The following is a 25,283-nucleotide window of genomic DNA, read 5'->3' as shown; positions in this document are numbered from 1 at the left end:
GCATGGAACGTCTCTAAATTTTACAAGGGTTGCTAAAATTCCTTACAAAATTGAAGGTTGCCTTTGCTTCCTAACATTCCGTTAGAAACCCAACCCTCAATCGGAGAATTAACTTTAATCCAACTACGTCCATCCTGAATTTTCGTTTCCGGTGGAACTTTGGAAATCTCCACAGTTTGCCCATTTTTTACTCTTCCCACAACGCGAGAATTAGCATCTGCTTCCGCACGAATTACCAAACCATCATCTTTTTGTACCCTTACTTTACGGCAATAAACATCACTAAAAGTTAAACCATTTTTCAGCGCAGTTACAGATTGAGTAAGTTTAAACTTATCATCTTGCCAACAGCCAACTTCTACTGTACCGATGCCGTAGCGATCGACATCATTACTAACTCGAAACCAATAAGTTTGCGACTTTCTTTTCTCGGCATCTGGCGCACCAACTTCCCCAAAACAAGCATTTTCAAACTCCATCATCCCGCCTAAATCGATATGAGAAAGTCCAATCTCGAAATCGGCAGTTTTAATTTTGTCCCAACGTTGCCATAAACTCCAACCAGTTTCAGGTTGATTTTTTGCCCCATTAGGATCGCCTGGTTTAGCATTAACAGGTAAAGCGATCAAAAGTAAAACAGAAGAAAATGCTGCTGCCTTAATTAAAGGTTTTTGGCTCATAAATAGTCTAACTTTCCGCCGCTAACTAAATACTTTGATCTAAATAAACTATCATTTGTTGTATCCGCATCCCTAAAGGTTGCCAATTAGGATTTGATGAAGAGAAAGTGGCATCTCCCATAACTGCTTGATACTGTCGAGGAAAATTTTTCGCTGCATCAGGTGCAGGTGCTACCTGTAAGTTTAATTTGCCTTTATAATTCGATAATTTAGTATTTTCCAGCAAAATTGTGCCGCTATAATCCCAAGCAAGTCCGTAAAGCTGAAACTCACCTAATTGTTTTCTTAATTCGGCAAGGGAAGTGCCTATACCGATGCCTTGAGGCGTTTTCCAAGCTGAACCAAAATCGCGGATAGTAGCAGGTTTAGTACGTTTTGCATCAGTCCAGACTACTGTAAATGAACGTTGTGTACCAAGGTTAACGCGAGTAGCAGCAAATTCCCCGATTCCTTCAGGGCCAGAAATTTTTCTATCTTGTAATGTTGAGGCACCAAATAGTTTAACTAAATCTTGGCGGCTGGTATTTTTAGTAATTGGGCCAACTCTTTCTCCGGGAATTACTAAGGTGTCTTTTAATGGGTTACTTTGGGCAATTGTCAATTGATTTGTTGGGGTTTTAGCTACTGCTAAATAATGGCTTGAGTAACCGATTAGTAATGTTAAGCTGACAATTACAAGGTGTTTCATAGTTTGATTTAATGGGTTTAAGTTTTAGATGTAAAACTCAAGGTTTTTGTTCCCACTATTAAAGATTTTCTTTGAACCGCTCCAGGCGCTCCAGAACGCAGAGGAAAGAGAAGGAGTAGTTTAGAAGTTAAGTTAGAATCGATTGATTAACAATTTAAGTCAAAGAAAATCTGAGACTTTCTTTGACCAAACAAGTTTGTTAATTAAATCAAAATATCACTCTTTTGGTAATATTTCGCTGACAACTTCATAAAAGTCGGTTACTGGCGTAGCAGCAAACAAAGGTGACATTTGTTTCAAAATTTCTTGATAGGCTTCCGATTGATTTTCGCCCATATCTTGTTCGCTTTCCCAAAAGATTATGGCTATACCTTTATCAGTGTTGGGAATTTGTAACAAATATGCGCCCTGGAAACCACGATCGTAAGTAGAGATTGCTTTTTCGTAAAGTTGTTTGGCTTCTTCAAATTTACCAGGTTTGAATTCTCCTACAGCTACGTAGGCAAACTTATGTCGCAAAAAGTCTAGAAATTCTGACATATTCTACTCCTCTTTTTGTGGTCAATGCACAAGGTTTAAGTTTATCTTATAAGTGTAATTTGGTGAAGTGCTGACTGTTAAGAGATTTTTTACCACAGATGTCCGCAGATGAACACAGATGTTTTTTTATTGGTGGCGAAAGCTTTTTTTATAACGCAGATGAACCGCAGATGTTTTTTAGAGATTTTTTGATTTTCGCAAAGGTTTGACTCTTAATTAAAAATAATGTCTTTTGCGTTTCGCTTCTACCTTCTAAGTAGGTGTAAATAAATAAATTGATAATAGTTATATGAGGATGGGGCGGGCAGGATGCCCACCCCACAAGAAAGCTGTAATTCTTGTGGGGTGGGCATCCTGCCCGCCTCAGTTTTCACTTTATTTATATCTACCTACTTATAAGAAATTCCCAGGTTTTTTTAATTGCCTGGGAATTCAAGAAAATCCTAACTATTATGAGAGAGCAATAGCAGGTTTGTAAGTTTGAACTGCCCGCATATATTGGGCGCGTTCAAAGGCTGATTCGTCTGGACAGTTGATTTGACTCATGCTACCAATCATCTGTTTGACTGATTCGTATTCATGTTCAACCATCCAGTGTTTCATTTCGTTTTCAATGTCGCGAATATGGGCAATTCCATGACGCATTAATACTGAACAAATTTGGGTGATTTTTGCTCCTGCCATGAGCATTTTAATCACTTCTTGTCCTTTGTGAATCCCGCCTGTTGCCGCTAATTCTGGGCTAATTCTTCCGTACAAAATCGCTATCCAACGCATCGGTAAACGCATGGCTTGGGGTGTACTTAAAAGAACGTTTGGGCGAACTTCTAATTCGTCAATGTCGATGTCTGGTTGATAGAAACGGTTGAATAAAACCAGTCCATCTGCACCTGCTTCTTCCAGTCGTTTTGCCATGTATGCCATGTTGCTGAAGAAAGGACTTAATTTGACAGCAACGGGAATTGTTACGGCTGATTTTACGGCGCTAACAATGTCAATATAATTTTGTTCGACTTGTGCGCCTGTCATGTGAAAGTCAGTAGGCACATAATAGATGTTTAATTCGAGTGCATCTGCGCCTGCTTGTTGAATTTGACTGGCAAATTCTGTCCATCCGCCAATAGTGCTACCGTTGAGGCTGGCGATAATTGGAATGTCAACCATTTGTTTGGCGCGGCGAATATGATTTAAATATTCTTCTGTGCCAACGTGGAAGATTTCTGGTTCGGGAAAATAGGTCAGTGCTTCGGCAAAAGATTCGGAATGATAAGTTAGATGATGGTCTAATTCTTGGCGTTCTTGCCGAATTTGTTCTTCAAACAAAGAATGCAAAACTACGGCACCTGCACCCGCATCTTCCATTTTTCTAATGTTGTCTACATTCTCGGTGAGGGGTGCTGCGGCTGAAGGTACAATAGGCGATCGCAACGTTAATCCCAAATAATTAGTAGTTAAATCCATTCTATTTCTCCTAATAAAATCAGGCTAGTCTTTAAGTTAGGGACTGGGGACTGGGGACTGGGGAGTAGGATCAATTTTTCAATTATCTCCTCTGCCCCTCTGCCCCTCTGCCCCTCTGCCTTTCAACTAGCTTTTCAACGCTTCGGGTTTTCCGCCTGTTGTTTCTTCGCCTTTGTCGGTACTTTCACTGTTTTTGCTATGACCATTATGACCGCTACCGTTAGTAGTTTGTAATTGACGGGCGGCTAAATATTGGTACATTTCCCAACGAGAATTTACGTCTTGTTGTGCTTCTTGAAGTAGCCGTTTTGCTTGTTCCGGTTTGCTGGCTGTTAGCATCTTAAACCGGGTTTCAGCATACATATATTGCTCGAGCGGAAGTTTCGGCGATCGACTGTCTAATTGCAGCGGATTTTCACCTTTAATTGCTCGTTCTGGATTGTAACGATACAACAGTTTGGCACCAGATTCTACTGCTGCTTTTTGTTGCTGCATACCAGTGGTCATGTTAATACCATGAGCAATACAGTGAGAGTAGGCAATAATTAATGATGGGCCGTCGTAAGCTTCTGCTTCTAAGAATGCTTTCAATGTATGTTCATCTCTTGCGCCCATTGCTACGTTAGCAACATAAACATTGCCGTAAGTCATAGCAATTAAACCGAGGTCTTTCTTAGCAGCAGGTTTACCAGCAGCGGCGAATTTTGCAACAGCACCACGAGGGGTTGCTTTGGACATTTGTCCACCAGTATTTGAGTAAACTTCGGTGTCCAAAACTAAGATATTTACGTTACGTCCGCTAGCAATTACATGGTCTAATCCACCGTAACCAATATCATACGCCCAACCGTCTCCACCGATGATCCAAACACTCTTTTTGACGAGATAATCTGCTAGAGATTTCAGTTGTTTTGCTTTGGCTTTAACGCTGTTATCCGATGTCGAATTAACTACTTCGTCTAAGCGTTGTTTTAAGGCTGCAACTTTTTCTCGTTGTTCCCAAATGTCGGCTTCGTTCTTTTGTTCGTTGTTGAGGATTTCGCTTGCTAAAGTTTCGCCAATTTCGCTGGCTAATTTCTTCAGTAATTCAACGGCAAATTCGGTTTGTTTGTCGATCGATACGCGGAAACCTAAACCAAATTCGGCATTATCTTCAAACAAGGAATTCGACCAAGCTGGGCCACGTCCATCAGCATTTTGTGCCCAAGGTGTTGTCGGTAAGTTACCACCATAAATTGAGGAACAACCTGTGGCGTTGGCAACGATCATGCGATCGCCAAATAACTGACTAACTAATTTCAAGTAAGGTGTTTCACCACAACCGCCGCAAGCACCTGAGAACTCAAACAAAGGTTCTTGCATTTGTTGTTGATTAATCTTGTTCAACTTCAATTCGCGACGGTCAGGATTTGGCAGATTTAAGAAGTAATCCCAATTTTCCCGTTCTGGTTCTCTTAATGGCAATTGTTCTGCCATATTAATCGCTTTCAGTTTGGGTTGAGATTTATTCTTCGCTGGGCAAACATCCACACAAACACCGCAACCTGTACAATCTTCTGGTGCTACTTGAATGGTGAATTTTAAGCCTTTCCAATCGTGGTCTTTAGCGTTGGTACTCTTGAATGTTTCCGGTGCGTTTTCTAATTCGCTTGGTTCGTAAACTTTGCTGCGAATTACGCTGTGTGGACATACCATCACGCACTTACCACATTGCACGCAAACATCGGGGTCCCAAACAGGAATTTCTTCGCAAATATTGCGTTTTTCCCATTTCGATGTTGCTGTGGGATAAGTGCCATCAATTGGCATGGCGCTAACCGGAAGTTCGTCGCCTTTCTTAGCAATAATTTGTCCTAATACTTCGCGTACAAATGCGGGTGCAGTGTCGGGTACAGGGGGACGGATAACTATTTCGCTATCGATTCGATCGGGAACTTTAACTTCAAATAAATTATCCAGACTATTGTCGATCGCTTTCATGTTTTTCTCGACAATTTCTGGCCCTTTCTTACCGTAAGTTTTCTTAACGGATTTCTTGATTTGCGCGATCGCTTCTTCTCTGGGTAACACTCCCGAAAGGGCAAAGAAGCAAACTTGCATTACTGTATTAATCCTTCCTGCCATGCCGCTTTCTCTAGCAACTTTGTTGGCATCGGAAACGAATAATTTCAGTTTCTTGTTGATGATGGTTTCTTGGACAGTTCGAGGTAATTTACTCCAAACTTCTTCCGGCCCAAAAGGACTATTTAACAGGAATGTTGCCCCTGGCTTGGCAATATTCAACATTTCAAACTGTTCTAAAAATCCCCATTGGTGACAAGCTACAAAATTCGCTTGACTAATTAGATAAATTGAGCGAATTGGATTTGGCCCAAAGCGCAAGTGAGATACTGTTACCGAGCCAGATTTCTTCGAGTCGTAAACAAAATAACCTTGGGCGTAGTTTTCTGTTTCTTCGCCAATAATTTTGATCGAGTTTTTGTTCGCGCCAACGGTTCCATCAGCACCTAAACCATAGAATACTGCTCGAACTACGCTATCTGGTTCAATGCTGAATTCTGGATCAAATTCTAAGCTGGTGTGGGTAACGTCGTCGTTAATTCCCACTGTAAAATGATTCTTTGGTTCGGCAACAGCGAGATTATCATATACAGCTTTAATCATCGCTGGGGTGAATTCTTTGGATGATAAACCGTAGCGTCCACCGACTACTTTAATGCCTGTCCGATTTTCTTCGGTTAAAGCAGTAATTACATCTAAATAGAGAGGTTCGCCACCTGCGCCCGGTTCTTTGCAACGGTCTAAAACTGCGATCGATTTAACCGTTTCGGGTAATGCTGCTACTAAGCGCTTGGCATCCAACGGACGATACAATCTAACTTTTAATACACCAACTTTTTGACCTAAATTGTTGAGATAGTCGGCGGTTTCATGGACGGCATCGCAACCAGAACCCATTAAAATAATCACTCTTTCCGCTGCGGGATCGCCGTGATATTCAAACAGTTGATATTGCCGTCCAGTTAGTTTGGCAAAATCATTCATTGCCTTTTCGGTAATGTCTACACAAGCTGTATAAAATGGGTTAACTGTTTCCCTTGCTTGGAAGTAAACGTCGGGGTTTTGTGCAGTTCCACGTAGTACTGGACGATCGGGTGATAATGCTCTTTCGCGATGAGCAAATACTAACTCATCGGGAATTAGCGATCGCATATCATCTTCGGTCAACAATTCTAATTTTTGGACTTCGTGAGAAGTGCGGAATCCGTCGAAGAAATGTAAGAAAGGAATCCGTGATTCTAAACTAGCTGCGGTGGAAATTAAAGCGAAATCATGTGCTTCTTGTACTGATGCGGAACACAACATTGCAAAACCAGTGGAACGCGCTGACATCACATCGCTATGATCGCCAAAAATTGAAAGTCCTTGGGCAGCTAAACTACGGGCAGCAATATGAAATACTGTAGGTGTTAATTCGCCAGCAATTTTATACATATTGGGGATCATTAATAATAATCCCTGAGATGCCGTGAATGTTGTTGTTAACGAGCCCGTTTGTAGCGCCCCGTGAACTGCACCAGCAACGCCACCTTCGCTTTGCATTTCTACTACTGATGGCACTGTTCCCCAAATGTTGGGTTTGTTTTCTGATGTCCACGCATCCGACCATTCTGCCATCGGTGAAGAAGGTGTAATCGGATAAATGGCAATTACTTCATTTAAACGGTAAGCGACATAAGCTACTGCCTCGTTACCGTCGATCGTTGCGTAAGTTCTTGTAGTCATTATCTCAAACCTTTGTTAGCCACTAGGTTTTGCTTGTTTTTTTTTTACAGAATTCCGTTGGTAATTTTTCTCTGCCTAAATTCTGTAATCCTTGTTTATCTTTGGCTAAAATCACCCATATTTTTAGTCACCACACTGTAAGAAACAGGTGATTATTAAGCCTTTATAAAACAACTTTGCAGTTGTTTTTTTTATTGATAAACCTGGTACGAAATCAACCCAATCCTTTACTCATAAGCATTATTGGAGAATTTTTTCTTAGGGTAGTTCCCTTATTCCTCCTTCTTTTATCATCTAACCAAAGATGGATTATGGGCACAACTTTTTAGTATTTTTTAACGCTTATCAAGGTTTGGTAACAATTTATAATATCTACCAAAATAAATATCATCTTTAATCCAGATAGCCGACCTCTTGAAGAATTTGAGTATCTAGAATCATTTGCTACTAATAGCAGCAAAATTTATCAGTGTTTTTTCGGCTACTTCTTAGTTAACAAAACTTAGCCCAAAGCCTTCATGAACCTGATTTTAATGCAGGTACGTTGTTGCGCTTTAGCGCTATCATCAAGAGTGGTAATAACGCAAGTTGCTAGTTATTAATTCTTTCGGAGTTCCCCCCTTGAGTAAGGGGGGTTAGGGGGGATCTTGGGCTGTGATTACTAGGTTTTGATCCCCCCAACCCCCCTTAATAAGGGGGGCTAAGAAAGAGCCAGACTTATAACTAGCAACTTGAGTTAATAAGAACCCTAAAGCGCAACAATATACCCATTATCCAGTCTGATTAGACATCGTACATCCGAGCTTCTACAGCGTCTGGAAATTCCTCGCAATACTTATCAAATGAAGTTTTGTCCAGCTTTCTAGCACGTTGATGAGCAGCTTCTGCTTCGAGTTCTTCTACTATATCCCAAGCAACAGCACATTCTCTAGATTTTGGGCCTTTTTCGGCACAAATAGCACGGGCATTGGCAACTGCTTTTTCAATTTCCTGTTCGAGGAAAGTTTGTTTCGGACGTTCTACAAAGTCGCCTTTGCTGAGAATATCAGTAATGGAAATTATACCCAACAATTCATTTTTAATTACGGGTGCGATGCGAATATTGGTATTAGCAAATAACCGCGCCACATATTCTACACCCAGGTCAGGATTGACTACAACGCAAGGCTTGGTCATAATTTCATAGACGCGCACTTTTTTCGGGTCTACACCAAAAGCTGTTACTTTGTAAACAATATCGCTATCTGTAACTATGCCGTAAGCATCTTGGTCGTGGCGACGTTCCACAATCAAGGTGTGCAACCCTTTTTCTCGCATCAATTTGACTGCTTCCTCTGCTGTCGCCGAACCACGAATAGTGACGACTTCTTGGGTCATAATATCTGATGCTTTTAACATTTTTCTACCTCTTATTCGGACGATCGCCATTAGTAATTATTCCTGAGATATGAGTCTCTTGTCAAAAACTAATGGCTAAAAAATTTAGTAGTAAATTGATGAGTAATGTGTTCTTACAAACAACTACAAAAAGTTACCATTTGCCAACCTGTATGGACAGAAACTTCAGGGATAGTTGTTTGAGGAACTACTCGTTAAATGTTAGCGATCGCTCGTTTAACTTCTTACTTAGATCATAAAGCCGCAGCACAAAGTAAATTACCGACCTTTTCAATAATTAACAATTTGATGCTTGCCTAGTTAATTTGGACGATCGCTATATGATGATGCGATCGCTAAAAACCTAACTGGACAAATTTTGCGGGCATTTTTAAACATTAAACTTCCTGCTGATGAGTTTGCTGAATTAAGATAAATTTAATTTTTTCTAAAGCTTGAGAAACGCCTTGTTCGGCAACTGGAGAAAGAGTTTCTCCCATTTCAAAGTTAACAGCTGGTACGTTAATACACCAAGCATGGGGATGGGAATTGTAAAGGGTTTGGGAGAGGGCGAGAAGCGATCGGGGATCGACATTATGGGTCATGCTTTTTCCCGTTTCTTCTGCTTCTATTGTTAATACTTGCACCTCCTGAACATCGGGTAGTTGACAAGCATCGACAAAAATCACACCGTAAACATCTTTAATTGTCTCTGCTATTTCCGGCGTTAATTGATGCAAAGCTAAAGATTTAACATTTGGTATTCCCCAAGCTTCTACTTCATTGGCAACGCGAGGGCCAATGCCATCATCACTGCGTAGATCGTTGCCGTAACCAATGACAATGAAAGACTTATTTAGAGTCTGTAATATTTCTGAAAGATTAGAATTCATCTTATTAAAAAGGTATTACTAACTCTTATGTTAACAATATTCCACACTAACTTCCTTTTGTTTTGCTTGCAATATTTTTACTAATTCCTCGACTAAACTGCGGCGAATCGAAATGTTTTTAGGCAATAGGGGATTTTGATAAAAATCATTGATTTTTTGTCCCACTAAAAACAAGATAGAATCAGCATCTAAAATTTCTCTGGCTAACATTACTGCGCCATTACTATCTACTGGTATTCTTGATGGATCGCAGTTGCTGTCTCTTAGGAGTTCGATCGCCTTAGAAATTGTTAATATGCCTTCTGTGACTAAATCTATTTCTTTTAATTTGCCGATCGGAGGCAGATCTTTTCGCATTGTCGCAATATCCATTTCAATAGTTTCACCCAGATATTTAGCCACAATATTACCTGTAGTCCCACCACAAATTATCTTCCGCCCGTCAAAATTTAACAGTCTATCTACATAAGTTTTATCTTTAGCTTTTTCCAAAGGTGGACCACTAAATACCATTAAAGGATTTCTCTTCCGCAGATATAACCCCACAAATGTAGCATCATCTCCCATCTTTCCTCGATAAAGAGAATGGGTTTCACTAATTACATGATGGACAATATTTCGGGCTGTATTCACTTGTCTAATAAACAAATCTTCAATATATTTAGAAATACTTTCCCAACCCCAGCCAAAGTTAAGTGTTTCTCCTAACCCAGCGTAAAGTACACCATCACTAACAGCGCCCAAAAAATCGCCCCTTTCCAAATCACCCTCACAAAAGGTAATTTTCTTATCTAAAATTTGTTCTTTCTTTGATTCTAATTGAATCAACTTACCTTTTTTAAAATAGAGAATGGGAGGATTATCAAAATTAATTACTTTAAACTTATTAGTTTCGTGGTCAATTTGAATTACCGTAAATGTAGCATAAGCAATTTTTCTTACCTGACAGATTGGTAAAGTGCCAATTACAGTCTTAATTACCTCTTCAAGTGGCACATCAGCATTCAACATCGTGATCAGAATCTCTGCGGTGAGAGTAGCAAGAATATTTGCTTTTACGCCACTTCCCAAACCATCAGATAACACAATAGTTGTCTTTGTTCCAGTGCGGCGAAATTTGACTTTATCGCCGCAAAGTTCTTCCCCCTTTTTATTTAGACTGAGGTCGCAAATATCCAAAAAATTATCCATCTTCAGAAATCTCCCGTTCTAACATTTTGACTATTTTAAACAAACTAACCTTGGTTTCTGCCGTTGTTTCTCCTAGTAATCCTGCAATTTGTTGGACTACTTTCATTTGATTATCTACCACTTCATTTACTTTAGCTAATGTCTCGCTTTTCAGTTTAATCATTTCTTTTTCGCGATGGATTTCATGGGTAATATCCACCATGATACAAGCGATGAGGTCTTCATCTGGAATGGGAAAGATTACCTCTTTTACATACATATCAAGTTCTGAGTATTCGGTTTCAGGCACTCGAATTACTTGCTTTTTTTCCCATGCTTTTTGGAAATCTTTTACATCATTGAGAACTACTGTTGCTGGTTGACCAATGATGTCCTCTCTGTCTACTTGAAACATTCGGCAAAATGCTGGATTGACCAGAGTAATTTGCATTGCTTGATCGATTACAATTAAACCATTTGGGTCATATTCCCAAAGGAGTTCCCACAGAGTCTTTTCAGTTTTTTTCAACACATCACCGCCTCCTTTCTAAACAATATTTGGCAATATTTCTTCAGTAAATTTTTGCTCAATGTTATCTGGACTAATTTTGATAAATACCTTTTCTCGGAATTTCATGACGATTCCATCACTACAAGTTTCTAAGCAAAAGGAACCTTTTAACTCTACTTTGTCTTCCAAGTGATATTCAGTAATCATACTTTGGAGTTTTGGCAATACTTCATAAACTCCTAATTGATGACAAGCGGAACCCATACAAAGGTATAAATTTTCTTTTTTCATATTTTTTGGGTAATTGGTAGTGGGTAGTGGGTAGTAGGTAATGGGAATATTTTCCAACTACCAACTACCCAATACCTACTACCTAATTACGATAAACTTCGTTAACAACTTTGCCATCTGCGGCGATTAATTCGATATGCAATGGCATTTGTCCGACTGCGTGAGTGGAACAACTTAAGCAAGGATCGAAAGCACGAATTCCTGCTTCTACGCGGTTTAACATTCCTTCGGGAATTTCGTTGCCGTGAATGTAATGTTTGGCAATTTGGGCGACGGTTTTGTTCATCGCTAAATTGTTTTGTCCGGTAGCAATGATCAGGTTAACTTTTTGAATTAAACCGTTTTCATCTACTTGATAATGATGGAATAATGTGCCTCTTGGTGCTTCGCTAACACCAACTGCTTCTAAGTTATTAACACCTGCATCGGCGCGAACTCGACTGGAAACTACGTCGGGATCTTCTACTAATTGTTCGATTTTATCGATCGCAGCCAATATCTCAACCAATCTCGCATAGTGATAAAAGAAGGAAGAATTAGCGGCTTTTCCACCTGCGCGATCGCGAAATTCTAGCAATTCTTTGTCTGCTGCTGGCGTACCAATGTAATCACAAACATTCAGTCTTGCTAATGGCCCTACACGATACATTCCATCAGGATAACCTAAAGGTTTGTAATAGGGAAATTTGAGGTAAGACCAAGTTTCCACTGCTTCACCAATGAAGTCCTTGTAATTATCTTCACTCAGTCCATCAGCAACAACATTGCCTTGACTATCAACAAAACGTAGGTGTCCGTCGTAATGTTCCCACTCGCCATTTTTGCCGACTAAACCCATATATAAAGATGGGAAAAGACCGAAAGCTTGGACTTCTGTTGTGAGATTATCTAGCATCCCTTTAAACAGATTTAAAGCTAATTCTATGGTTTGGCGAGATTCGGGTAAGCGATCGCGAATCCACGTCCTTCCTTCTTCGGAAAGAGGCGATCGCACACCACCAGGAACCGCCCAAGCTGCGTGAATTTTCCTCGCGCCTAACCATTCGATAATTTGTTGTCCAAACTGACGCAAACGAATACCTTTTCTCGCTAATTCTGCATCAGCAGCAATTAAACCAAACACATTTCTAGTTGCGGGATCGCTATCCCATCCTAACAAGAAATCGGGGCTACTGAGATGGAAAAAACTTAAAGCGTGAGACTGAGTAATTTGTGCCAAATTCATCATTCGGCGCAATTTGTCTGCTGCTGGGGGAATCTTAACTGCTAAAATTTTGTCGCCAGTTTTTGCGGAAGCTAACAAGTGACTTACTGGACAAATGCCGCAAATTCTGGCTGTAATTCCTGCCATTTCGCTCATCGGACGACCTTCGCAGAACTTCTCAAAACCGCGAAATTCGACTACATGAAATCGGGCATCATCTACTTCACCAGCATCATCTAAATAAATCGAAATTTTGGCGTGTCCTTCTATGCGCGTAACTGGGTCAATAACTACTGTTTTGGACATAACATCCTCTTGAATCTTTGCTCTACTTGCTTAACTACGACAGGGGTGATTTTCTCTACTTTGTGTCCAAGGTCGTTGGGGATTCCACACTCCTAAACCTACTTTTCTTGCTGATGCTTCTGCACTCAATAAAGCATTGCGAGAACTAGGACAAACATTGAGATGTTTACAATAAGCGACAGCTTTGCCTTCTTTTACCATTTGAATACTTACAGATCTTCCGCCTGTAAATACTTCTGCAACTATGCGATCGCCCGCAGTTGTTTCTGTATCTCTCAAAGTAATATTTGTTCCGCGAGGCAGTAATTCTCCAAGTCGGTTTTTAGCTTGTTGATAGAAAGGATTTTGCCCTCTTTCTGGCGTATCAATGCAGGCAATTCTAATTCTACATTGTTGAGTATTTCCGTTGATTGGTAATCTGCATTGCGCCATTCTTACATCTAGGGTATCGCCATCTATAACGTTAAGAACTGTTGCCGACTGCGTTCTCACAGAAGCTAAGGAAGTGCTGCCCCAAAATTGGCTAGTTATGCCACCGATGAGTAAAAGTAACAGCAAAGTAATTAGACCTTGCCAAAAAAGGTGCTTTTTGTAGTTTTTCCTACTCATAAAAATCCTCTTTTTTTACCCTTTTACTATCAGTGGGCTTTACTTGTCATTCATTTGTCATCTGCCATTAGTCAGAGATTTACCAATGACTAATGACCAATGACAATTAACCAAATTTGAGCATTTCTCGCCCTTCCATTACAGGTTCTTCTCCTCTTAAAAGTGGCTCTAGTGCGGCTTTAATTCTGGGTGCAGAAGGCGGACATCCCGGCAAGAACATATCAACTTTAATTACTTCATGAACGGGACGCACTTTATCAAGTAATTCAGGAACAATACCGGGGAAATTTGGCAATTGTGGAGTTATATCGCCCAATTCCAAATAACAGCGTCTTAACACCGGATCGGTCCCTTTGATCATGTTTCGCATTGCTGGAACGTTAGCTGTAACAGCACAATCACCGAAGGAAACTAAGAATTTAGTTCTTTCTCTAACTTTGAGAATTAACTCTAAATTTTCCTCATTTGCGATCGCACCTTCCACAAAACAAACATCCACATTTTCGGGATATTCTTTAATATCTGAACCGACAGGACTGTAAACCACATCGACTTTTTCGGCTAAATCAATTAACCATTCATCTAAGTCGAGAAAAGACATATGGCAACCAGAACAACCAGCCAACCAAACTGTAGCGAATCTTATCTTGTCCATTGTTTCAACTCCCGTGCGGTAACGATGAAATCTAACTTGCTGCGATCGCGATCCATTTCTCCCACAGTTGCGCCTTTACGGAAGATCGCCCCAGTCGGACAAGCTTCCACACATTTACCGCAACTAGTGCAAGCATCCACCGTGCCCCAAGGTTGATTTAACCCAGTAATCACCTTAGCCGCTGCACCACGAAAACCCACATCCCAAACGTGAGCACCTTCAATTTCATCGCAAACTCTCACGCATCTTGTACACAACACGCAGCGGTTATGATCGATGCCAAACTCATCATGAGAAACATCAACATCGCGTTCCGGGAAACGATAGGGGAAACGAGAATGATCCATCCCCATTTCTATTGCCAAATCCTGCAATTCACAATTCCCATTCGCCACACAAACCGCGCAAACATGATTACCTTCAGAAAACAACATTTCGATAATCATTTTGCGATATTCCTTCAGCTTCGGAGTGTTTGTTTGCACATCCATTCCTTCCGAAACTTCCGTCACACAAGCAGGTAAAAGCCGATTAATTCCTGCAACCTCAACCAAACATAACCGACAAGCACCAATATCAGAAACACCATCCAAATGGCACAAAGTCGGAATTCTAATCCCCGCTTCCTTAGCCGCTTGTAATAACGTCGCGCCCTCTTCGATCGCTATTTCCTTCCCATCAATCTTCAAAGTCTTAACAGACATAAACCCTCCATTTTCTTCTCTGCGCTCTCTGCGTCTTTAGCGGTTCAAACTCTTAAAAACCCTAACCATGAACAGCAACCTTTCCATTAAGAACCCCCTGCTTCAACAAAGCCAAATATTCCTCACGGAAATAGCGCAAAGTGCTCAAAACAGGATTTGGTGCCGACTGACCTAAACCGCACAAACTAGTAAACTTAACCATGTCGCAAAGTTCTTCCAACTTCACCAAATCAAGCTCAGTCGCTTCGCCCTTCAAAATCTTAGTTAAAGCCTGATACATTTGCACCGTACCAGCGCGACAAGGGATACATTTTCCACAAGTTTCGCCCCGACAAAATTCCATATAAAATTGGGCAACTTCCACCATACTTGTCTGTTCATCCATCACCACCATACCGCCAGAACCCATCATCGATCCGACTTTAGCGAGTGATTCATAATCAACAGGAGTATCCAATAAAGAAGCAGGAATACAACCGCCAGAAGGCCCACCTGTTTGCACAGCTTTTACTTCGCCGCCAGGAATTCCGCCGCCCATTTCCTCAACAATTTCGCGCAAAGTAATGCCCATTGGCACTTCAATTAAACCGTTGTTTTTCACTTTCCCAGTGAGAGCAAAAATCTTGGTGCCTTTGCTTTTTTCGGTGCCAATACTTGCGTACCATTCTGCACCTTCGCGGATAATTACGGCGATATTAGCGAAGCTTTCTACGTTATTAATTAAAGTTGGACAATCCCAAAGTCCTGATTGTGCTGGGTAAGGAGGACGAGGGCGAGGATTTCCTCTGCCGCCTTCAATGGATGCAATTAAAGCTGTTTCTTCGCCGCAAACAAATGCACCTGCACCGATGCGAATGCTCACTTTAAAGTCGAAATTTGATTCAAAGATTTGACTGCCTAAAATGCCGTATTTTTTTGCTTGTTTGATGGCAGTTTCTAATCTTTCAATGGCTAAAGGATACTCGGCGCGAACGTAAATGTAACCTTCGCTTGCGCCAACGGCATAAGCTGCGATCGCCATTCCTTCCAAAACTCTGTGGGGGTCGCTTTCTAAGACCGATCGATCCATGAATGCACCGGGATCGCCTTCATCACCATTGCAAACTACATACTTTTGTCCGGGTGGCATTTTCGCCACAGTCGCCCATTTCAAACCTGTAGGATAACCTGCGCCACCTCGACCCCGCAAACCGCTTTTAGTAATTTCTTCTACTACTTGTTGCGGTGTAAAATCATGAATTACTTTATATAGTGATTGATAACCACCAGCAGCGATATATTCTTCTATTTTTTCGGGGTCAATTTTACCGCTAGTTTCCCGCACAATTCTTACTTGACGAGCAAAAAATGGATGTTTTAAATCGCCTTCTGGTGCAGTAGGAATACCACCACCATTTAAAGCATTAATAATACTTTCTGCATCGTTGGGTGTAACTTGTTCGTAAAGTTTTTCTTGGGAGTCAATTTCTACTAATGGGCCATTGCCACAAAAACCCATGCAACCTACGCCGACAACTTGTACGCGATCGCTCATTCCATGCTCTTTAACCGCCGTTTCCAAATTCTTTTTTACACCCATTGAATTGGCAGCACGGCAACCTGTAGAAGTGCAACAATGAACGCGAATTTCCTTCTGATTAGCACGTTCTTTTTCCGCAATTTCTTGCAATTCTGTGATATCCATAGTCGTTAAATCACTTCGTAATTTTTACTTGATTTAATTAGCAATTACCCCGGATTAACATCCCAGCCTTTGATTTTTTCTAGCGCTTCTTCTGGCGTAACTTTACCCGCTACTGTGCCGTCAAAAACTACTGCTGGCGCAATGCCACAAGCACCAATACAACGTGCTGACATCAGCGACATTTGTCCATCTGGAGTTGTTTCGCCTTGATGAATTCCAGTTTTTTGTTCTAGTGCTTCTAAAACTTGTCCGCTACCTTTTACATAACAAGCAGTACCCAAGCAGACTACACAACTATGAGCGCCACTCGGTTTCAAAGAAAATAGATGATAAAATGTGGCAACACCATAGACACGGCTTAAAGGTAACTTCAATCCTCTGGCAATATAGACTAATACATCTTCTTCTAAATAACCAAATGATTCTTGCGCTTTATGTAATACTTCAATTAAGGCATCTTGACGGTATTGATTACGCTTCATCGTAATGTCTAATGCCTTGAAACGCTTATCTCCACTTGGATGTTCTTTTGTTGATTTTTGTGGGTTTTTAGTTGTCGTAGATTGCATAGTTTATATCCTTACGGTTTAGAGCTAGTATCTTTTAACGCTCAAAGCTTTTTTGTAGCTCATAACACATTCAACAATCAAACTCATCTGACTTAATCTTTTCTTTCTTTTTTGTTAGTCAATTGTTTAAGAAAAGATGGATGTTTAGCTGTCTAACTGGGCTTTTACTGTAGGTGAACTTGAGATTGTATGCTTGTGTTGCTCCTGTTCCTATAACTTAACTATCACTTTGGCATCTAACTTTAGTTTTGCATAATTACTTTCATCTGTGCCTATTTAAACAGTATTACTTAATGTTTGTAAATTTTATGTTGTAAATATCAATAATGATTTTCAGTAAATAATAATTTAATGTAGTAAAATAGAGACTTAATAAATTAAGAGTCAGCTTAGTAATATTTCTAAATAAACAACATTTATGTAGTTAAAAACAAACAGCTAAAGACTTGTAGCATAGACGACTTATACAAATAAACCCTGCACTTTAATATAGTACAGGGAAAAGGGAAAACAGATTAGTAATTTTTAATGTCCAGACAAGAGTTACAGATTATAAAGTTCTTGGTTAGAACTTAGTGTTCTACTACTACTGTTGTGCCTACTTGCACTAATTCAAATAAAGCTACTACGTCGCGATTTCGCATTCTCACACAACCGTGAGAAACTGCTTGTCCCATCACCCGTTCATTGGGAGTACCATGAAAACCAATGGTGTTTTTGCCATCAGTCCAAAAACCAATCCATCTCACACCTAAAGGATTATTTGGGCCAGGGGGAAAGACTTTCCCATTCCAAGGATGTTGCCAAGCTGGATCTTTAACCATTTGTATGATTTGGAATTTGCCTGTGGGAGTTTCCCAACCAGGTTTTCCGATCGCAACGGGAAAACTGGTTTTTACCTGATTATCTCGGTAAACATAAACGCGACGTTCTTGTAACTTAATCTTCAACCAAGTATCTTCAACAGGACTAACAGGGGATGGTTGCACAGTACCGGGAGTTTGACTTGGTAATGGAGTTGTGGGTACTGTGTGACTTTCAGGTATGGGCTGACTTTTAGTAAGTTCTACTCCTTTATTCCTGAAGATAGACGCTGTAGCCTGCTGTTGACTCCCGAATGAGAAAAACGTTGTACTAAAGCAGATTAGCAGGAAGCTCTTGGTTAATGCTTCTCCTCTCACCATTTTTTTCATTTGTTATTCCTAGCAAACGATATAACGAGACTTCAGACCTATGTCAGTTTCTCCGTTAGATCTTATAGTATTGTGAAATATCCTCAAAGAAGTAAAGCCTTGTGTCGTAAAGACCAAGGTGTAATATCCTTTTAGAATCCCCCTTGTTTCCCACCAGGGGAGATGTCAACAATCTCGGTTAGCTTTCCACCAAAATGTTCTAGCTTATATGCTAAGAAATTGATTCGCGATCGCTCAATTTATAATTTGCTTGTCATTGATCCCCAACTAAGCTATTGGTTGGAGTAAAACCCTACGAAGTAAAATCGGATATATTTGTCTATGGTTTTATGAACTATTAATGCTTTTTTGGTCAAAGATCCGCTATATTTATGAAGTGGTATTTGCTTTAGTCTAGCTGTTTGCGGTTCTAAATAGAGCTAAAAAAGCCAGGTATTAAAACCTGAACTTCTATCCGTGACCAATGTCTCTAAGTTAACAGTTCCCAAAACAGAAACTACCTCTGGGGATGGGTGAATTGTTAGTAGATATGCTCCGGGTAGCTACGAAGAATCAAGCAAAAGAGTTCTGTCTGTAGCAAATTCGTCTCCAAGTGAGGTTGTAATGGATGTGAGGAAAGTGAACGCATTGATGAGTAGGGGGGTATTGCTATTGCTGACCCTACTAGCAGTGCATCCAGCGATCGCTGCTGAACCACCTAGTACGAAACAACAAAGTCATTGTGACTCCCAACAAGGGCAAAAAGAAAATCGCCTGAAGTTAAACACGGGAGAGAAGCTGATTGGCAGAATAGTCAGCATTGTCGGCGATATAGCTACAATTAAAGCGGAAAATGGTCAATTTGAAGATGTCAGGCTGGATTTGGTGGATGCCGCAGTCCTGCCATTGCGACCGGGAACGCTGGTGGAAGCCACAAGATTACAGTGCGGTTACGAAGTGAGATTGTACAGACCACCAATTGCGGTAACACCGCCGCCACCACCGCCGCCACCGCCGCCGCCGCCGCCACCACCGCCGCCGCCGCCGCCACCACCGCCAGAGGAACCACCACCGCCGCCACCACCACCACCACCGCCGCCACCACCACCGCCGCCAGTTCGCGGTCTTTGGTAATCAGGAGTGGATTTGGTGTACTAAATTCAACAATTGCTTGAGAAGTGATACCGTCAATTAGAAAGGCGGTGTCACTTCTTAGTTTTTGCGGGAATGCCAATCATCTGTAGCAAACTTCAAAAGAAGCGATATAATCCCAACTGAGTTTGTAGGTTTGTAGTAATGACTTTAGTCGATCGCAAGGATGGGGTAGTGAAAATTAATTTGGTGGATCAACTGCGATTGAGTGTGGCGGTTTCAGCTGCAAATACAATTACTTATATAATTCGATCGCTAAAACTAGGTGCAGCGAGTGTTTTACCGGGAGAAATTGCGAGTCGGATTCAACCGCGAATTTTATCTTTGCTGAGTCGCCAAGTGAAGTACGGCGTGATTATGATTGCGGGTACGAATGGGAAAACTACAACTTCGCGGTTGCTGCGAAAGATGTTAGAAAATCAGGGTTGGCGAGTTGTACATAATGAAGCTGGCGCGAATTTAGAAAATGGTTTGGCGACGGCGTTAATTGAACGGACTAATTTGTTTGGTAAGTTAAAGGCAGATTACGCGATTTTAGAAGTTGATGAAAATGTAATTCCCAAGGTTTTACCGAAGATTCAACCGAAGTTTATTTTGTGTTTGAATTTGTTTCGGGATCAGTTGGATCGATATGGGGAAGTTGATACGATTAGTCAACGTTGGTCAAAGGCGATCGCAACTCTACCCCAAGATACAGTAATAATTGCTAACGCTGACGATCCAACTTTATCTCATTTAGGGCAGAATTTACAGCAGAAAGTTCTATTCTTTGGTTTAAGCGAACCGCAATATTATTTAGATGAAATTCCCCACGCGGTAGACTCGATTTATTGTCCAAGTTGCGGTCAATCTTTAAATTATCAAGGGGTTTACCTTTCCCATTTGGGAGATTTTGATTGTCCGAATTGTGGATTTAAAAAGAGCCAAGTTAATATTGATAGTAGCAAATGGCCGCAAATTCTCATCGGACTTTACAATAAATATAATACCCTAGCCGCTACGTTATTAGCACAACAAATCGGCGTTGCAGAAAGCGTAATTTTAGAGACAATTAAAAACTTTCAAGCTGCTTTTGGACGGGCGGAAGAGTTGGAAATTTCGGGTAAGAAAGTGCGGATATTATTAGCTAAAAATCCGGTGGGGATGAATGAGACAATTCGCACGGTGAATGAGATTAAAAAAGCTGGGGGTGCAGCTACTACTTTGATGGTTTTAAACGATCGCATTCCCGATGGTACTGATGTGTCTTGGATTTGGGATGTTGACACAGAAAAGTTAGTGGCATCGGGGGGAAATATTGTGGTTAGTGGCGATCGCGTTTATGATATGGCGTTACGGATTAAGTATAGCCAAACTAACGGGAACAATGGCTGTAAATTGATCGTCAAAGAGGATTTGTCAGAGGCGATCGCTACTGCCTTAGAACATACTCCAGTTGGTGAAACTTTACACATTTTACCAACCTATTCGGCAATGTTGGAAGTGCGAGGATTGCTGACAGGTAAACAAATCCTTTAATTTTTCTAGAGTCTTTTATGAAAATTACGTTGTTGGCTAATCTATTATTAGGTGTTGTCGTCGGTTGGCAAAATCCCAACCTGTTTTTAGTTTCCCAATCTGTACCCACAGCATTACAAAAACAGGTAACATCTAATCAGAAAGCTTGTCAAATTTACGGTTATGTGATCGATAAAGATCCTCAAGGTTTGAATGTCCGCGCCAACCCAAATACTAAGGGAAAAATTTTGGGAAAATTGCCGACAAATACTGATGGAGTGTTAGTTGATGTGATTGCTTCTCAAGGAAATTGGTTAGCAATTAATAAAGCGGAAGATGCAAGTGGGAAAGTAGTTTTTCAAGGCAAAGGTTGGGTTTATGCTTCCAAATTAGGCACTACTACTCGCGGTTATGATAAAAAGAAAGTTTCGGTTTATTCTAGACCCGATCGCGGTAGAAAGGAAATAGGAACAATTCCTTCTAATACGGCAGTAAGATTGTTAGGATGTCAAGGTAAATGGGCGTTTGTTGGTTATCAAAGAGTTCAAGGTTGGTTAGCAGTTGACGATCAATGTGGTAATCCTTTAACTACTTGTTCTTAGTTTTTTGAACCACTCCAGACGCAGAGGACGCAGAGACGAGAAGAGAGAAACTAAGAAAAATATGAGGAAATTAAAGTTATTCATAATTCCATCTGTGTTCATCTGTGTTCATCTGTGTTTCATCTGTGGTTTAATAGAAAATATTTCCGTTTCAGCTATTAATCTGAATCTTAAAACAAGCATTGCACTTTCTAAGTTATCGCAACTAAAAGCGATCGTTCGTCTGCAAAACATGGAATTACCTCCGCCAAAAGTTTCAGGCGAAGCGACTTTACCAATGCGTTTAGTTGCAGGCGGACAAGTGTGGACAATTGACTTAAAATTAGGGGGAAAATCTGGCAGATATTTAGTAGATACAGGTGCAGCAACTTCCATGATTGCAAGTCAATTAAGCAGAGAATTAAATTTAAAAGGAACTGCAATTCCCGGAGAGAGAGTACAATTTGCTGTGGCGGGAAATGACTGCTTAAATATGGATGCTACTTTGCATCGTTTACCAACTATAAATGCTCAAAATGCACAAATTAACGATCTAATGGTTTTAGAATTGTCAAAGGCGGTAATTCCTGATGAATTAACAGGTGTTTTGGGAATGGACTTTTTTAGTCAATTCGATTTAATTATAAATCCCAACAAACAACAATTACAACTTTTGTCGCCTTCTGTGTTACCCACAGCAGAGAAAAATCGCGCAATTCCCCTGCAAGGTAAACTAGGAGTTATGTTAGCAGAAGTGGAAATTAATGGGAAAGGGCCTTTTACCTTTTTAATTGATACTGGCGCGGAAAGTATTTTTATTTCCCAGGAAGTTGCGGATAAATTAGCCGTTGATTCCAGTAAAATGCAAGATATCAGCGTGCAGGGTTTTTGCGGTTTAGAACCTGCGAAATCTCTCACACTTGACCAAGTTAAAATACAAAATTACCAACTAAACAATCTGGAAGCAGTAGTTTTAAATACTTCCGTGTTGAAAGTGCTTGCAGTAGACGGAATTTTAGGGCAGAATTTCTTAAACCAGTTTGTCCAACACTGGCGATTTGAACAATCAGTAAACGGAAAATTTCCCCAAAGAGGTAGTTTAGTTTTAACCCCATTAAAAACACAATGAACAATCAACAGATGGAATTAAAAATTGGCTGGCTTTTATCCAACACTGATGAGTACTTATGGCGATCGCGGAAACGTCATCTGCATTCAACAACGTGCTCAATGGCAGGGATTTAATGTACAAGTAATCCCTCTAGATTTACAAGCATCAGTAACAGAAATTCATCAAGTTGATTTGTTAGTTGGTGGCGGCGCACAAGACAGACAACAAGAAATAGTCATGCGCGATTTAAAAGGTGCCAAAGCAACAGCGTTGCGCGAAAAGATAGAAGCAGGAACACCCGGAGTTTTTACCTGTGGTGCACCACAATTGTTAGGTCATTATTACGAACCTGCGTTAGGTCAAAGAATTGAAGGTTTAGGATTATTTGACTTTGTAAGTAAGCATCCCGGAATTGAAGCAAAACGTTGTATTGGTAACGTAGTTTTTGAAATTACGGCATCGAAATTAGCTGAAGAATTAACCGCAATGTTAGGTAAACCTCCTGTAATTATTGGTTTTGAAAATCATGGCGGAAGGACTTATTTAGGCAAAGTTGAAGCGTTAGGAAAAGTCATCAGCGGTTACGGGAATAATGGCGAAGATGGTATGGAAGGGGCATTTTTTCATAATGCGATCGCCACCTATTCACATGGCCCAGTTTTACCGAAAAATCCCTTTTTAGCCGATTGGTTAGTTAAAACAGCGTTACAACAAAAATATCAGACAAATGTTGAGTTAAAATCATTAGATGACGGGTTAGCAATGCAAGCACGGGAAGCAATGTTTAAAAAGTTAGGAGTTAGCGAATTAGCCGCTTATTAGCCAGGTTCGTTGTAAGCACTTCAGTGCTATTCTGGAGGAAAGAAACGACTAAAGTCGCTACAACAAACCAGGTTCGTTGTAAGCACTTCAGTGCTATTCTGGAGGAAAGAAACGACTGAAGTCGCTACAACAAACCAGGTTCGTTGTGGGCACTTCAGTGCTATTCTGGAGGAAAGAAACGACTAAAGTCGCTACAACAAACCAGGTTCGTTGTGGGCACTTCAGTGCTATTCTGGAGGAAAGAAACGACTAAAGTCGCTACAACAAACCAGGTTCGTTGTAAGCACTTCAGTGCTATTCTGGAGGAAAGAAACGACTAAAGTCGCTACAACAAACCTAATTATATGAACCCACCGCAATTAAGTATCTCTAAATCTTCGGATTTGTACGAAACAGATTTCTATGCTTGGACTATCGAACAAGCAAAATTTTTGCGAGAAGGTATATTGGATAGTTTAGATCTTCCGAATTTAGCTGAGGAGATTGAATCTTTGGGTAAACAAGATCGCAGAGAATTAAGGAACCGTTTAAGAGTTTTAATCGGACATTTGCTGAAGTGGGAATATCAACCAGGTAAACGTTCTAAGAGTTGGTCAAATACTATTTACGAACAACGCTATCAAATTAAACAACTGATAAAAGAGAGTCCTAGCTTAAAACCTTACTTAGAGGAAGCTGTGGTTGAAAGTTACAGCGATGCTTTGGATTTAGCTAGTCGCGAAACTTCCTTAGATGAAAGCCTTTTTCCTCAAGAATGCAGTTACAATTTAGAGCAAATACTAGACAAAGACTTTTTCCCTGGAGAATCAACAGAATCAGAATTAAAGTAACCTGTTTAATTTATATAAAAAATCCCAGTCCCCAATCCCTAGTCCCCAGTCCCCAGTCCCTAAATCAATTTAAACTCTTTCATTGCTGGCAAAAAGTTGTGATTTTCATGGCTGGGACGGCTAAGTTTAATTAAAGCAAAACGCTGTACAGGTGATAAACTTTCCCATTGTTCGATCGCCATATCTACCCCTACTTCCTTGGCTTTTTCTAACACCTCAGAAGGAATGTTCTTATTATCCATCCAAGCTGGATTTTCTTCAATTGGTAATTCGGAAGCGGGTGCGCCAGTTTGTTTAACTACTAATTCTTGGAGAAATTCGCGATAGGTTTTTATTTCATTTGCGGTTGCACAAGGTAAGTCTACCAGTGCTTCTCTTTCTGCCAAGTTAAAATGATTCCAATGTGACAATTTTAACTTGATTCCGCAAGTGTCCAATTTATACCTTACTACCATTGGAATACAGCGCAAAGTATTAACAAAATCTGCCTCGAATTGAAAGAATTTAGTGGTGGTCATGGGAATTCTTATTCATAAAGCGAACTATCAAGAAACTAATTGATAAAGCTAAAATGGCGATCGCCAACCCTATCAATTCTACTCCATCAACTTTATCTAAATCTAAAATAATGATTTTTCTAGCTACAGCAACTAGAGAAGTGATAATAACTAATTCTACCTGAACAGCATGATTTTTCAGGTATGCGGTAATATTTTCTAACAATTCTAAAGCGATTAAAATATTTAAAAAAAAGCCAAAGACTTTAATAACAGTGGTCGTAAAAAAACCTACTGGTTGCTGAAAAAATAAGTCTTGCCATAAATAAACAATTAAGTCTATAACTGAAACTAAAATAACCAATATCATTGCCAAGGAGAGGACTTTGGAGACTAGGCTTTCTATAACTTTAATAAAACCTAGAAACTCCTCATCGCTACTCATACGTTTCGCTTGTTTGGATAAATTCCTGAAAAATCCCATTTTTTACGT

General features: G+C 40.3%; 24 protein-coding genes and 1 pseudogene. 6 read left to right on the top strand and 19 right to left on the bottom strand.

The window, feature by feature from the left end; genetic code table 11:
• Window positions 1-32: 32 nt before the first annotated feature.
• The 17 genes from ACE1CI_RS21660 to ACE1CI_RS21580 form a co-directional block, all read right to left on the bottom strand.
• The gene (locus ACE1CI_RS21660; RefSeq protein ID WP_413266714.1) at window positions 33-680 is read right to left on the bottom strand and encodes an SH3 domain-containing protein; all 648 of its coding nucleotides are present in this window, start codon (window positions 678-680) and stop codon (window positions 33-35) included.
• A 25-nt stretch (window positions 681-705) separates the two neighbouring features.
• The gene (locus ACE1CI_RS21655; RefSeq protein WP_413266715.1) at window positions 706-1,368 is read right to left on the bottom strand and encodes a hypothetical protein; all 663 of its coding nucleotides are present in this window, start codon (window positions 1,366-1,368) and stop codon (window positions 706-708) included.
• A 216-nt stretch (window positions 1,369-1,584) separates the two neighbouring features.
• Window positions 1,585-1,908 (bottom strand): antibiotic biosynthesis monooxygenase family protein, encoded by a 324-nt coding sequence (locus tag ACE1CI_RS21650; protein ID WP_413266716.1) that lies wholly within the window; start codon window positions 1,906-1,908, stop codon window positions 1,585-1,587.
• Between the two features lie 450 nt (window positions 1,909-2,358).
• A complete protein-coding gene (locus ACE1CI_RS21645; RefSeq protein WP_413261941.1) occupies window positions 2,359-3,369 on the bottom strand; it encodes a dihydroorotate dehydrogenase-like protein in 1,011 nt (336 codons plus the stop codon).
• Window positions 3,370-3,495: 126 nt separating this feature from the next.
• Window positions 3,496-7,155 (bottom strand): pyruvate:ferredoxin (flavodoxin) oxidoreductase, encoded by a 3,660-nt coding sequence (gene nifJ, locus ACE1CI_RS21640; RefSeq protein ID WP_413261940.1) that lies wholly within the window; start codon window positions 7,153-7,155, stop codon window positions 3,496-3,498.
• A 783-nt stretch (window positions 7,156-7,938) separates the two neighbouring features.
• Window positions 7,939-8,553, bottom strand: a complete 615-nt coding sequence (locus ACE1CI_RS21635) for a CP12 domain-containing protein (protein ID WP_413261939.1) — start codon at window positions 8,551-8,553, stop codon at window positions 7,939-7,941.
• 377 nt (window positions 8,554-8,930) lie between these two features.
• On the bottom strand, window positions 8,931-9,425 hold the full coding sequence (locus tag ACE1CI_RS21630) for a hydrogenase maturation protease (protein WP_413261938.1): 495 nt from the start codon (window positions 9,423-9,425) through the stop codon (window positions 8,931-8,933).
• Between the two features lie 30 nt (window positions 9,426-9,455).
• A complete protein-coding gene (locus tag ACE1CI_RS21625) occupies window positions 9,456-10,622 on the bottom strand; it encodes a SpoIIE family protein phosphatase (protein ID WP_459563992.1) in 1,167 nt (388 codons plus the stop codon).
• Window positions 10,609-11,127: a PAS domain-containing protein gene (locus tag ACE1CI_RS21620; RefSeq protein WP_413261936.1), complete on the bottom strand. Its 519-nt coding sequence runs from the start codon at window positions 11,125-11,127 to the stop codon at window positions 10,609-10,611. The genes ACE1CI_RS21625 and ACE1CI_RS21620 overlap by 14 nt, the downstream gene beginning before the upstream one ends.
• A 15-nt stretch (window positions 11,128-11,142) precedes the next feature.
• Window positions 11,143-11,397, bottom strand: a complete 255-nt coding sequence (locus ACE1CI_RS21615) for a (2Fe-2S) ferredoxin domain-containing protein (RefSeq protein WP_413261935.1) — start codon at window positions 11,395-11,397, stop codon at window positions 11,143-11,145.
• Window positions 11,398-11,479: 82 nt separating this feature from the next.
• Entirely contained in the window at window positions 11,480-12,907 is a 1,428-nt protein-coding gene (locus tag ACE1CI_RS21610; RefSeq protein WP_459563991.1) for a Ni/Fe hydrogenase subunit alpha, read from the bottom strand.
• A 30-nt stretch (window positions 12,908-12,937) separates the two neighbouring features.
• The gene (locus ACE1CI_RS21605; RefSeq protein WP_413261934.1) at window positions 12,938-13,516 is read right to left on the bottom strand and encodes a thermonuclease family protein; all 579 of its coding nucleotides are present in this window, start codon (window positions 13,514-13,516) and stop codon (window positions 12,938-12,940) included.
• A gap of 106 nt (window positions 13,517-13,622) precedes the next feature.
• Window positions 13,623-14,171: an NADH-quinone oxidoreductase subunit B family protein gene (locus tag ACE1CI_RS21600; RefSeq protein ID WP_413261933.1), complete on the bottom strand. Its 549-nt coding sequence runs from the start codon at window positions 14,169-14,171 to the stop codon at window positions 13,623-13,625.
• Window positions 14,159-14,875 (bottom strand): bidirectional hydrogenase complex protein HoxU, encoded by a 717-nt coding sequence (hoxU, locus tag ACE1CI_RS21595; RefSeq protein ID WP_413261932.1) that lies wholly within the window; start codon window positions 14,873-14,875, stop codon window positions 14,159-14,161. The genes ACE1CI_RS21600 and hoxU overlap by 13 nt, the downstream gene beginning before the upstream one ends.
• 61 nt (window positions 14,876-14,936) lie before the next feature.
• Window positions 14,937-16,559 (bottom strand): NADH-quinone oxidoreductase subunit NuoF, encoded by a 1,623-nt coding sequence (gene nuoF / locus ACE1CI_RS21590; protein WP_413261931.1) that lies wholly within the window; start codon window positions 16,557-16,559, stop codon window positions 14,937-14,939.
• A gap of 44 nt (window positions 16,560-16,603) precedes the next feature.
• Complete coding sequence (hoxE, locus tag ACE1CI_RS21585; protein WP_413261930.1) at window positions 16,604-17,128, bottom strand: bidirectional hydrogenase complex protein HoxE; 525 nt, start codon at window positions 17,126-17,128, stop codon at window positions 16,604-16,606.
• A gap of 572 nt (window positions 17,129-17,700) precedes the next feature.
• On the bottom strand, window positions 17,701-18,321 hold the full coding sequence (locus ACE1CI_RS21580) for a L,D-transpeptidase (protein ID WP_413261929.1): 621 nt from the start codon (window positions 18,319-18,321) through the stop codon (window positions 17,701-17,703).
• Between the two features lie 651 nt (window positions 18,322-18,972).
• On the opposite strand from ACE1CI_RS21580, the gene ACE1CI_RS21575 reads away from it, so the two are divergent.
• The 6 genes and pseudogenes from ACE1CI_RS21575 (at window position 18,973) to ACE1CI_RS21550 (ending at window position 24,293) form a co-directional block, all read left to right on the top strand.
• Window positions 18,973-19,434: a hypothetical protein gene (locus ACE1CI_RS21575; protein ID WP_413261928.1), complete on the top strand. Its 462-nt coding sequence runs from the start codon at window positions 18,973-18,975 to the stop codon at window positions 19,432-19,434.
• Between the two features lie 162 nt (window positions 19,435-19,596).
• The gene (locus ACE1CI_RS21570; protein WP_413261927.1) at window positions 19,597-20,970 is read left to right on the top strand and encodes a MurT ligase domain-containing protein; all 1,374 of its coding nucleotides are present in this window, start codon (window positions 19,597-19,599) and stop codon (window positions 20,968-20,970) included.
• Between the two features lie 17 nt (window positions 20,971-20,987).
• Window positions 20,988-21,551: an SH3 domain-containing protein gene (locus ACE1CI_RS21565; protein ID WP_413261926.1), complete on the top strand. Its 564-nt coding sequence runs from the start codon at window positions 20,988-20,990 to the stop codon at window positions 21,549-21,551.
• Between the two features lie 61 nt (window positions 21,552-21,612).
• Window positions 21,613-22,659, top strand: coding sequence for a retroviral-like aspartic protease family protein (locus ACE1CI_RS21560; protein ID WP_413261925.1), 1,047 nt, complete (start codon window positions 21,613-21,615; stop codon window positions 22,657-22,659).
• Window positions 22,656-23,463: pseudogene (locus ACE1CI_RS21555) on the top strand (type 1 glutamine amidotransferase). Before ACE1CI_RS21560 ends, ACE1CI_RS21555 begins: the two are co-directional and overlap by 4 nt.
• 344 nt (window positions 23,464-23,807) lie before the next feature.
• Window positions 23,808-24,293 (top strand): DUF29 domain-containing protein, encoded by a 486-nt coding sequence (locus tag ACE1CI_RS21550; RefSeq protein WP_413261923.1) that lies wholly within the window; start codon window positions 23,808-23,810, stop codon window positions 24,291-24,293.
• Between the two features lie 59 nt (window positions 24,294-24,352).
• On the opposite strand, the gene ACE1CI_RS21545 is transcribed toward ACE1CI_RS21550, so the two are convergent.
• Entirely contained in the window at window positions 24,353-24,811 is a 459-nt protein-coding gene (locus ACE1CI_RS21545; protein ID WP_413261922.1) for a nitrate reductase associated protein, read from the bottom strand.
• Window positions 24,798-25,274, bottom strand: a complete 477-nt coding sequence (locus ACE1CI_RS21540) for a phosphate-starvation-inducible PsiE family protein (protein WP_413261921.1) — start codon at window positions 25,272-25,274, stop codon at window positions 24,798-24,800. Before ACE1CI_RS21540 ends, ACE1CI_RS21545 begins: the two co-directional genes overlap by 14 nt.
• Window positions 25,275-25,283: the final 9 nt, after the last annotated feature.

The organism is Floridaenema flaviceps BLCC-F50, assembly GCF_041929275.2.
Lineage (GTDB): Bacteria > Cyanobacteriota > Cyanobacteriia > Cyanobacteriales > Aerosakkonemataceae > Floridanema > Floridanema flaviceps.
This window is presented reverse-complemented; position numbering and strand designations above follow the sequence as displayed.